The sequence below is a fragment of the Microbacterium hominis genome (assembly GCF_013282805.1).
GTDB classification, from domain to species: Bacteria; Actinomycetota; Actinomycetes; order Actinomycetales; family Microbacteriaceae; genus Microbacterium; species Microbacterium hominis_B.
On the sequence record NZ_CP054038.1, the window covers coordinates 2,039,180 to 2,048,957 of the forward strand.

12 protein-coding genes are annotated in these 9,778 nt (G+C 72.3%); all 12 read left to right on the forward strand.

The window, feature by feature from the left end; all coding sequences use genetic code 11:
* Positions 1-17 precede the first annotated feature (17 nt).
* On the forward strand, positions 18-713 hold the full coding sequence (gene rpe, locus HQM25_RS09140) for a ribulose-phosphate 3-epimerase (protein ID WP_172989948.1): 696 nt from the start codon (positions 18-20) through the stop codon (positions 711-713).
* A gap of 69 nt (positions 714-782) precedes the next feature.
* Positions 783-1,046 carry a phosphoribosyl-ATP diphosphatase gene (locus HQM25_RS09145; RefSeq protein ID WP_172989949.1) on the forward strand — a complete coding sequence of 88 codons (264 nt, stop codon included), beginning with the start codon at positions 783-785 and terminating at the stop codon, positions 1,044-1,046.
* 40 nt (positions 1,047-1,086) lie between these two features.
* Positions 1,087-1,929 carry an ATP phosphoribosyltransferase gene (gene hisG / locus HQM25_RS09150; RefSeq protein ID WP_172989950.1) on the forward strand — a complete coding sequence of 281 codons (843 nt, stop codon included), beginning with the start codon at positions 1,087-1,089 and terminating at the stop codon, positions 1,927-1,929.
* Complete coding sequence (gene hisF, locus HQM25_RS09155; protein ID WP_172989951.1) at positions 1,929-2,702, forward strand: imidazole glycerol phosphate synthase subunit HisF; 774 nt, start codon at positions 1,929-1,931, stop codon at positions 2,700-2,702. Before hisG ends, hisF begins: the two co-directional genes overlap by 1 nt.
* Positions 2,699-3,103 carry a phosphoribosyl-AMP cyclohydrolase gene (hisI, locus tag HQM25_RS09160; RefSeq protein WP_172989952.1) on the forward strand — a complete coding sequence of 135 codons (405 nt, stop codon included), beginning with the start codon at positions 2,699-2,701 and terminating at the stop codon, positions 3,101-3,103. The genes hisF and hisI overlap by 4 nt, the downstream gene beginning before the upstream one ends.
* A 4-nt stretch (positions 3,104-3,107) precedes the next feature.
* The gene (locus HQM25_RS09165) at positions 3,108-4,982 is read left to right on the forward strand and encodes a cell wall-binding repeat-containing protein (protein ID WP_172989953.1); all 1,875 of its coding nucleotides are present in this window, start codon (positions 3,108-3,110) and stop codon (positions 4,980-4,982) included.
* A 45-nt stretch (positions 4,983-5,027) separates the two neighbouring features.
* Complete coding sequence (locus HQM25_RS09170) at positions 5,028-5,627, forward strand: Trp biosynthesis-associated membrane protein (protein ID WP_172989954.1); 600 nt, start codon at positions 5,028-5,030, stop codon at positions 5,625-5,627.
* Positions 5,628-5,669: 42 nt separating this feature from the next.
* A complete protein-coding gene (locus HQM25_RS09175) occupies positions 5,670-5,900 on the forward strand; it encodes a DUF6704 family protein (RefSeq protein ID WP_172989955.1) in 231 nt (76 codons plus the stop codon).
* A 2-nt stretch (positions 5,901-5,902) separates the two neighbouring features.
* Positions 5,903-6,712 carry an indole-3-glycerol phosphate synthase TrpC gene (gene trpC, locus HQM25_RS09180; protein ID WP_172989956.1) on the forward strand — a complete coding sequence of 270 codons (810 nt, stop codon included), beginning with the start codon at positions 5,903-5,905 and terminating at the stop codon, positions 6,710-6,712.
* Positions 6,709-7,917: a tryptophan synthase subunit beta gene (trpB, locus tag HQM25_RS09185; RefSeq protein WP_172989957.1), complete on the forward strand. Its 1,209-nt coding sequence runs from the start codon at positions 6,709-6,711 to the stop codon at positions 7,915-7,917. The genes trpC and trpB overlap by 4 nt, the downstream gene beginning before the upstream one ends.
* Positions 7,914-8,708 (forward strand): tryptophan synthase subunit alpha, encoded by a 795-nt coding sequence (gene trpA / locus HQM25_RS09190; RefSeq protein ID WP_172989958.1) that lies wholly within the window; start codon positions 7,914-7,916, stop codon positions 8,706-8,708. The genes trpB and trpA overlap by 4 nt, the downstream gene beginning before the upstream one ends.
* Positions 8,709-8,757: 49 nt before the next feature.
* Positions 8,758-9,741, forward strand: coding sequence for a prolipoprotein diacylglyceryl transferase (lgt, locus tag HQM25_RS09195; RefSeq protein ID WP_172989959.1), 984 nt, complete (start codon positions 8,758-8,760; stop codon positions 9,739-9,741).
* Positions 9,742-9,778 lie beyond the last annotated feature (37 nt).

Below are 9,778 nucleotides of genomic sequence, written 5' to 3' on the forward strand. Positions count from 1 at the left end.
TCGACCATAATGGACGCGTGCCCACCCCCGACCAGACCGGCCGCAGCGACGGCATCCGCATCAATCCGAGCATCCTCGCCGCAGACTTCGTCAATATGCAGGCCGAGCTCGCGCGCATCGCCGCCGCGGACTTCGTGCACGTGGACGTGATGGACAACCATTTCGTGCCGAACCTCACCTTCGGACCCCAGATGGTCGAGCGCATCCAGGCGACGAGCCCCGTTCCGCTGGATGTGCACCTCATGATCGCCGACCCGGATCGCTGGGCGCCCGGCTACGCGGAACTCGGGGCCGCGTCGGTCACGTTCCACCTCGAGGCGGCCACCGAGCCGGTGGCGCTGGCGCGGCGCCTGCGCGCGATCGGCGCGCGGGCCGGAGTCGCCGTGAAGCCCGCCACCGCCGTGGAAGGGCTGTTCGATCTGCTCGAGGACTTCGATCAGATCCTCGTGATGACCGTCGAGCCGGGCTTCGGCGGGCAGTCGTTCATGCCCGAGACGATGCCCAAGCTCCGGCGGCTCGCCGACGAGGCGCGCCGGCGCGGCTCGCAGGTCTGGCTGCAGGTCGACGGCGGCATCGGCGAGTCCACGATCGCGCAGGCCGCCGAAGCGGGCGCGGACACCTTCGTCGCCGGCAGCGCCGTCTTCGGCGCCGGCGATCCGGCGTCGGCGATCGCGGGGCTGCGGGCCGCGGCATCCCACGCACACGTCCACTGAGCACCCCCGTCGTCGACGCGGCGCGTCATGCGGCGCCGAGCGCGGGCGGCCGTTCGCTACCCTGTCAGGGTGAAGACGTTCGACACGCTGTTCGCTGAACTGGCCGCCAAGGCGACCGAGCGCCCGGAGGGCTCGGGCACCGTCGCGCAGCTGGATGCGGGCGTCCACGCCATCGGCAAGAAGATCGTGGAGGAAGCCGCCGAGGTCTGGATGGCGGCCGAGTACGAGTCGGACGAGGCGGCCGCCGAGGAGATCTCCCAGCTGCTCTACCACCTGCAGGTGCTCATGCTCGCGAAGGGCCTGTCGCTCCAGGACGTCTACCGACATCTCTGAGCCGCTCCGCCCCCGTTCCCGCGACTTCAGAAAGCCATTCATGCTCCGCATCGCCGTGCCGAACAAGGGCTCGCTCGCCGAGACCGCCACCGACATGCTGCGCGAGGCCGGATACACCGGCCGCCGCGACCCCAAGGACCTCCACGTCGTCGACGCCGACAACGAGGTCGAGTTCTTCTACCTGCGCCCCAAGGACATCGCCACCTACGTCGGGTCCGGCGCGCTCGATGTCGGCATCACCGGGCGCGATCTGCTCCGCGACGCGCGGATGCCCGGCGCCCGCGAGATCGAGGCGCTCGGCTTCGGCCGGTCGACGTTCCGCTTCGCCGCGCCGCCGGGCCGCTTCGCCGAGATCGGCGATCTGGAGGGCGTGCGCATCGCCACGTCGTACCCGGGCCTGGTCGACGCCTTCCTCGACGAGCACGGCGTCGCCGTCGACCTCGTGCCGCTGGACGGCGCGGTCGAGTCGGCGGTGCGCCTGGGAGTGGCCGACGCGGTCGCCGACGTCGTCGAGACGGGCACCACTCTCCGCCAGGCGGGGCTCGAGGTCTTCGGGCCGCCGATCCTGCAGTCGGAGGCCGTGCTGATCACGGGGCCGTCCGATGCCGCGGGCACGGACACGCTCCTGCGACGCCTGCGCGGCGTGATGGTCGCCCGCCGCTACGTCATGGTCGACTACGACCTGCCCGCAGCGCTGGTCGACGAGGCGGTGGCCATCGCCGGCGGCGTCGAGTCGCCCACGATCTCGCCGCTGCGCGACCCCGAGTGGGTGGCCGTGCGGGTCATGGTGGCCCGCTCGAGCGTCAACAAGGTGATGGACGCGCTGTACGCGATCGGCGCGCGGGCCATCCTCGTCACCGCGATCCACAACGCGAGGCTGTGATGAGCCTCGTCTGCCGTGTGATCCCGTGCCTGGACGTGGCGGCCGGCCGGGTCGTCAAGGGCGTCAACTTCGAGAACCTGCGCGACATGGGCGATCCGGTCGAGCTTGCCCGCGAGTACTTTCGCCAGGGCGCCGACGAGCTCACGTTCCTCGATGTGACGGCGACGGTGGATGACCGGGCGACGACCTACGAGGTGGTGCAGCGCACCGCCGAGGAGGTCTTCATCCCGCTCACCGTGGGCGGCGGCGTGCGCTCCGCCGACGACGTCGCGCGCCTGCTCGGGGTGGGCGCCGACAAGATCGGCGTGAACTCCGCCGCCATCGCCCGCCCCGACCTGCTCGACGAGATCGCCGACCGCTTCGGCGCGCAGGTGCTCGTGCTCTCCCTGGATGTGAAGCGCTCCTCTGCCACGGCATCGGGCTTCGTGGTCACCACCCACGGGGGCCGCACGGAGACCTCGCTCGACGCCCTCGAGTGGGCGCGGGAGGCCATCGAGCGCGGCGCCGGCGAGCTGCTGGTGAACTCCATCGATGCCGACGGCACCAAACAGGGCTTCGACCTCGAGCTCGTCTCGCTCATGCGGGAGCTCTCCAGCGTCCCCGTCATCGCCTCCGGCGGGGCGGGCAGGGCCGAGGACTTCGCCCCGGCGATCGCCGCGGGCGCCGACGCGGTGCTCGCCGCATCCGTCTTCCACTCCGGGCAACTGACGGTGGGCGACGTGAAATCGGCCATGAAGGCCGGGGGAGTGGCCGTACGGGAGGTCGGATCGTGAGCACGCCGGTCGACGATCGCATCGCGCGCGTCGCCTTCACCGAGAACGGGCTCGTCGCCGCCGTCATCCAGCAGTGGGACACCCGCGAGGTGCTGATGCTGGGCTGGATGGATGCCGAGGCCCTGCGCCGCACGCTGACCGAGGGGCGCGTGACCTTCTGGTCCCGCTCGCGGCAGGAGTACTGGCGCAAGGGCGACACATCGGGCAATATCCAACTCGTGAGGGGCGCCCGGCTGGACTGCGACGGCGATGCCGTGCTGATCTCGGTCGAGCAGGTCGGACCGGCCTGTCACACCGGAACCCGCACGTGCTTCGACGCCGACGATCTCACCCCGCTGGTCGCCGACCTGCGTGCCGATCCCTCCGCCGCCGACCCGGGCATCGACGTCCCCGGAGCATAGGGCGATGCGGGGGCGGGGCCGGCAGCGCTCAGGCGCGCTGGTCCTGGCCGCCCTCACCGTCGCGGCCCTGTTCGCCGCCCCCGCCGCGCCCGCGGCAGCCGCCGTCGCCTCCGTGCAGCGGCTCGCCGGCGACGACCGCTTCGAGACGTCGGCGGCCATCAGCGCCTCGACCTTCTCGCCGGGAGTCGCGACGGCCTACATCGCCGCGGGACTCGACTTCCCCGACGCGCTGTCGGGGTCGGCAGCGGCTCGGGCACGCTCGGCGCCGGTGCTGCTCACCCTCGCTGCGTCGCTGCCGGCCGCGACCGCGGGCGAGCTCACCCGGCTCCGCCCCGGCCGCATCATCGTGCTCGGCGGAGAGGGCGTCATCTCGGCGGGGGTGATGAACGCGCTGGCCGCGTACACCGCGGGCGCGGTCACCCGCATCGCCGGCGCCGACCGCTACGCGACCTCCGCCGCCGTCAGCGCCGCGACCTTCGCCGCCGGCGCCCCCGTCGCCTACCTCGTCGACGGGACGACCTACGCCGATGCGCTGGCGGCGGCGCCCGCCGCCGGACGACAGGGCGGCCCGATCCTGCTCACGGGGCGCACGGCGCTGCCGGCGGCGGTGCGGGCCGAGCTCGTCCGGCTGCGCCCCGCACGCGTCGTCATCGCCGGCGGCACCGGCGCGGTGAGCGCGGCGGTCGCCGATGCCGCCGCGGCCGCCACCGGGGCGCCCGTCCAGCGGCTGGCCGGCGCCGATCGGTACGCGACCGCCGCCGCCATCGCCGCGGCCACGTTCCCCGACGGCGCGCCGACCGTGTCGGTGGCGAGCGGAGCCGACTTCCCCGATGCGCTCTCCGGTGCCGCGGCGGCGGCGGACGGACCGCTGCTGCTGACCACACCGGGCTCCGTGCCCGTCGCGACGGCGCGCGAGATCATCCGTCTCGCCCCCGGCCGCATCCTCGTGCTCGGCGGCGCCGGCGCGGTCTCGGCCACCGTCTCCGACCGGCTCACGGTCGTCGGAACCTCTCTCACCGCGGCGACCGGCGGAGTCATCACGTCATCGACCGAGGTGCGCGCAGGCTCCTGCCTGACCTCGCCCGATGCATCCCATCGCCTCTGCGTCGGCATCGACGGCGAGATCAGCGTGCACCGCGGAACGACGCTGCGGTGGCGATCGTGGTCGGCGGACGCATCGCCGCGCGCCCTCCGCGTCCGCGGCGACGGCAACGCCGTGCTCTACAGCGTGGACGGCCGGATCATCTGGCAGACGAGCACCTCGGGAACCGCCGCGACCTCGCTGACGATGGCCGACGCCGGAGACGCCCTGCTGCGCACCTCCGCCGGCGCCGTCCTGTGGTCGACGATGACGAGCCCCGGCTCGCCGGTCTGGCGCCTCCCGTACGCCACCGGGCAGAGCTGGGCCGCCGGCGCGCCGCACTCGTCGTTCGGCACCGGACAGGGCGCACGCGGCTCGCTCGACTTCGGACCGCGAGCAGGGGGGTCCACGCGGGTGCTCGCGATCGCGCCCGGCACCGTCTACCGCGTCCAATGCGGCGCCGGATCCTACCTCGGCATCAGTCACGCCGGCGGCTGGCAGTCCACCTACTACCACCTCGTCAACGAGCAGACGCAGCTGGTCGGCACGACCGTGGCCGCCGGCACCTACCTCGGCGATGTCGGGCGGACGCTGCCGTGCGGCGGGGGAGCGACCTTCGACCACGTGCACCTGACCATCCGACGCGCCGGTGCGCCGGTCTCCGTCGAGGGGATGACCTTCGGCGGCTACACCGTGCGCAGCGGCGGCTCCGACTACTGGGGCCACTGGGTGGATGCCACGGGCCGGCGCGTCGTCACAGCACCCGGCGGCGCCGCCTGCTGCCTGCTGGCGCGCTGACCGCGTCCGATCCCGACGGCGCCGGTCGCCGACTACCCTGGACAGGTGATCCGCCGTGCCCGCCTCCTGTCCGTCGTGGCCGTCGTCGCCTCCGGTGCGCTCGGTGTCATCTCCTCGACCCAGGTCTGGCTGGAGGTCTTCCTCGCCGACGGCGCCGCCGAGCCGCTCGCCGTCCCGGGTGCCGACGCGGTCGCGCTGCTGGCACCGCTGAGCCTCGCCGCGCTCGCGCTCGGGGGCGCGCTGAGCATCGTCGGCCTCGCGCTGCGCTACGCCTTCGGCGCGCTGTCGCTCGTGATCGGCGTGACGCTGCTGATCCTCACCGCGCGTGTGGCGCTGGAGCACCCCGTCGATGCCGTGGCGGGCGCCGTCACGGCGGCGACCGGCATCACCGGCCCTGCCGCGGTGTCGGAGCTCGTCCTGTCGATCAGCGCGACCCCGTGGCCGGCGGTCACGGCAGCGGTGTGGGTGGTGCTGATCGCCGCGGGCGTGTTCACCCTCGCCACGGCGCGGCATTGGCGCGGCGGCGACCGGCGCTACCGCTCGGAGGCCCCGAGCGCTCAGCCCTCCGGCCCGGCGGGCTCGCGCCCCCACGACGCGATCGACTCCTGGGACGACCTGTCACGCGGCGACGACCCGACCGCGTGAAACGCTAGACTGACCAGGCCCACGCACTTCCGGAGGACATCCATGAGCAACCCCATCGGCGATCCCGGCCACGGACACTCGCCCGCCGCCTGGACCGCTGTCGTGATCATGCTGGTCGCCGTCGCGATCGGCACGACCGCATTCTTCTTCGAAGTCGTCTGGCTCGTCTGGGCCTCCGCGGTCCTCGTCGTCATCGGACTCGTGGTGGGCTGGGCCATGGCCAAGGCCGGCTACGGCGTGAACGGTCCGAAGTACACGCCGAAAGCGCACTGATCGTGCTCGCCGACCTCACGGCCGGCGCGGTGGAAGACGCCGAGACGCGCGCACTCGGGCGGCCGCTGGCCGCGGTCGAACGCGACGCCCTCGCGCAGCCCTCCGCACTCGACGCACTCGGCGCGCTCGCACCGGCTGATCGGGTGAAGATCATCGCCGAAGTCAAGCGCGCGAGTCCCTCGCGCGGCGATCTGGCCGAGATCCCCGACCCGGCGCTGCAGGCGCGGCGGTACGAGACCGGTGGCGCGTCGACCATCTCGGTGCTCACCGAAGGCCGACGGTTCAAGGGCAGTCTCGCGGACCTCGAGGCCGTGAAGTCGTCCGTGTCGCTGCCGGTGCTGCGCAAGGACTTCATCGCCACGGAGTATCAGGTGCTCGAGGCGCGCGCCGCCGGCGCCGACCTCGTGCTGCTGATCGTCGCCGCCCTCCCGCAGGACGTGCTCGCACGTCTGCACGCCCTCGCGCTCGAGCTCGGGATGACGCCGCTGGTCGAGACCCACTCCGCGGAGGAGGTCGACCGGGCAGCCGACATCGGCGCGCGCCTGATCGGGGTCAACGCGCGCGACCTGTCGACATTCGAGCTCGATCGGGATCTCTTCGGCCGGCTCGCCGAGCGCATCCCCGCCGATGCCGTGCGGATCGCGGAGTCGGCGGTGCTCGCGCCGGCCGACGTCGAGCACTACCGGCGCGCGGGAGCCGATGTCGTCCTCATCGGCGAGGCTCTCGTGACCAACGACCCTGTTTCGACGCTCGCCGCGTTCCTCGCGGCGGGATCGTTCGACACCCCGAGCGATCGGAGCGAGATCCCGTGAGTCTGCGCGAGGTCACCGGCCCCTTCTTCGGCGAGTTCGGCGGGCGCTACATGCCCGAGTCGCTCATCGCCGCCATCGACGAGCTCACCCTCGAGTACGAGGCGGCCAAGGCCGACCCCGAGTTCCAGGCCGAGTTCGTCCGGCTTCTGAATTCGTACGCGGGACGCCCGTCGCCCATCACCGAGGTGCCGCGCTTCGCCGAGCACGCGGGCGGTGCGCGCATCTTCCTCAAGCGCGAGGACCTCAACCACACCGGCTCGCACAAGATCAACAACGTGCTCGGCCAGGCGCTGCTGACCCGGCGGCTGGGCAAGACACGCGTGATCGCCGAGACCGGCGCGGGGCAGCACGGCGTCGCCACCGCCACGGCGGCCGCGCTGTTCGGCCTGGACTGCACGATCTACATGGGCGAGGTCGACACCGAGCGCCAGGCGCTCAACGTCGCGCGCATGCGGCTGCTGGGCGCGGAGGTGGTGCCGGTGACGACCGGATCGCGCACCCTCAAGGACGCCATCAACGACGCGTACCGCGATTGGGTCGCCTCGGTCGAGACCACCAACTACATCTTCGGCACGGCGGCCGGACCTCACCCGTTCCCCGCCATGGTGCGGGACTTCCAGAAGGTCATCAGCGAAGAGGCGCGCTCCCAGCTTCTCGAGGAGGCCGGACGCCTGCCCGACGCGGTGCTCGCCTGCGTCGGCGGCGGCTCCAACGCGATCGGCATGTTCGACGCGTTCCTGGACGACGCCGAGGTGCGCCTCTACGGTGTCGAGGCCGCCGGTGACGGCGTGGACACGACCCGTCACGCGGCCTCGATCGAGCGCGGCCGTCCCGGCGTGCTGCACGGCGCGAAGACCTTCGTGCTGCAGGACGAGGACGGGCAGACCATCGAGTCGCACTCGATCTCGGCGGGTCTGGACTACCCCGGCGTCGGACCGGAGCACGCGTGGCTGGCGTCGATCGGCCGCGCCGACTACATCCCGGCCACCGACGACGAAGCCATGCAGGCCCTGCGGCTGCTGTCGCGCACCGAGGGGATCATCCCCGCGATCGAGTCCGCCCACGCGCTGGCGGGCGCTCTGCGCATCGGCCGCGAGCTCGGGCCCGACGCGATCCTCGCCGTCTGCCTGTCCGGCCGCGGCGACAAGGACATGGACACCGCAGCCCGGTACTTCGGCCTGTACGACGAAGGAGCCGCCTCGTGACGTCCCGGGTCGCCGCGGCCATCGACGCCGCGCGTGCGGCGGGGCGCGGCGCGTTCGTCGGGTACCTTCCGCTCGGCTTCCCCGACCTCGAGACGAGCATCGAGGCCGCCGTCGCACTGGCCGACAGCGGCGCCGACGTGCTGGAGCTCGGGCCGCCCTATTCCGACCCGGTCATGGACGGAACGGTCATCCAGGAGGCCACGCAGACCGCCCTCGCGGGCGGATTCCGGCTGCGCGACACCTTCACGGCCGTGCGCGAGATCACGCGGCGCGTCGATGTGCCGGTGCTCGTGATGACGTACTGGAACCCGGTGCTGCAGTACGGCGTGGACCGGTACGCCGACGACCTGCTCGCCGCCGGCGGAGCCGGACTGATCACCCCGGACATCACGCCTGAGGCCGCGGGGGAGTGGATCGCCGCGAGCACCCGCACGGGTCTGGACCGCGTCTTCCTCGCCGCCCCCACCTCCACCGACGACCGGCTCGATCTGATCGTCGAGCATTCCACCGGATTCGTGTACACGGTCTCGACCATGGGCATCACCGGTGAGCGCGCACAGCTCGACGCGGCGGCCCGGACGCTCGTGACCCGTCTGCGGGCGCGCGGCGCGCAGCACGCGTGCGTCGGCATCGGCATCTCCACCGCCGAGCAGGTCGGCGGCGTCGTCGACTACGCCGACGGGGCGATCGTCGGCACCGCGCTCGTGCGCGCGCTCCGCGACGGAGGCCTCGACGGCCTGCGCGCGACGGCCGCCACGCTCGCCGCGGGCACCGTCCGGCCCGCGGTTTAGACTTCACAGGTCGGCTGTCGCCGGCATCCCCTCAGCAAGGAACGCCCACATGATCACCGCCGCACAGACCCTGCTCGCCCAGGGCGTCGCCGCCAGCATCCCGAGCCCGACGATCAGCTTCATCGAGATCGGCCCTCTGCGCATCCACTTCTACGCGCTGTGCATCATCACGGGCATCATCGTCGCCACGCTGTGGACGAATCATCGCCTGACCAAGCGCGGCGCCGAGCCCTGGGTGGTCATCGACATCGCGCTGATCGCCGTTCCCCTCGCGATCATCACGGCGCGCATCTACCACGTGCTCACCCACTGGGGGTTCTACTTCGGCGAGGGCGCGAACCCGCTCTCGGCGCTGTTCATCTGGGAGGGCGGGATCGCCATCTACGGCGCCCTGATCGGCGGCGCGGTCGGCGCGTGGCTCGGGTGCCGCTGGACCGGCATCCGCTTCTGGACCTTCGCCGATGCGCTGGCACCCGGCCTCCTGCTCGCCCAGGCGATCGGCCGCTTCGGCAACTGGTTCAACCAGGAGCTGTTCGGGCTGCCCACCGACCTGCCGTGGGGCCTGGAGATCGACAGCGACAACGCCGCGTTCCCCGCCGGCCTCGAGCCCGGCACGCTGTTCCACCCGACCTTCCTGTACGAGGTGATCTGGAACACTCTCGGCGTGCTGGTCATCGTCTGGGTCGGCCGCCGGTTCCGCCTGCAGTGGGGTCGCCTGTTCGGCGTGTACCTCGTCTGGTACAGCGCCGGCCGCATCGTGTGGGAGTCGATCCGCATCGACCCGAGCGAGATCATCCTCGGCCTGCGCACCAACGTCTGGGCCGCCATCATCGGTGTCGTCATCGGTCTCGCGATCATCGTCGCGCAGGCCCGCCGTCACCCCGGCTACGAGCCGTCGCCGTATGTTCCCGGTCGCGAGTGGAGCCCGGAGGGGGCTGTACAATCGCAGAACACCGACGACTTCGTCGACGTCAGCGATCCGACGACGACCGAAGCCACCGCGAACGCCACAAGCACAGTCGCCACGAAGTAAGCACGCTCGATCGCATTCCCTTCGAGCACTCCCGGGC

What these genes read in the sequence shown, in the direction of transcription:
- hisG (WP_172989950.1), top strand. Translation starts at nt 1,087, where the DNA reads ATGCTCCGCATCGCCGTGCCGAACAAGGGCTCGCTCGCCGAGACCGCC.
- hisF (WP_172989951.1), top strand. Translation starts at nt 1,929, where the DNA reads ATGAGCCTCGTCTGCCGTGTGATCCCGTGCCTGGACGTGGCGGCCGGC.
- HQM25_RS09165 (WP_172989953.1), top strand. Translation starts at nt 3,108, where the DNA reads ATGCGGGGGCGGGGCCGGCAGCGCTCAGGCGCGCTGGTCCTGGCCGCC.
- HQM25_RS09175 (WP_172989955.1), top strand. Translation starts at nt 5,670, where the DNA reads ATGAGCAACCCCATCGGCGATCCCGGCCACGGACACTCGCCCGCCGCC.
- lgt (WP_172989959.1), top strand. Translation starts at nt 8,758, where the DNA reads ATGATCACCGCCGCACAGACCCTGCTCGCCCAGGGCGTCGCCGCCAGC.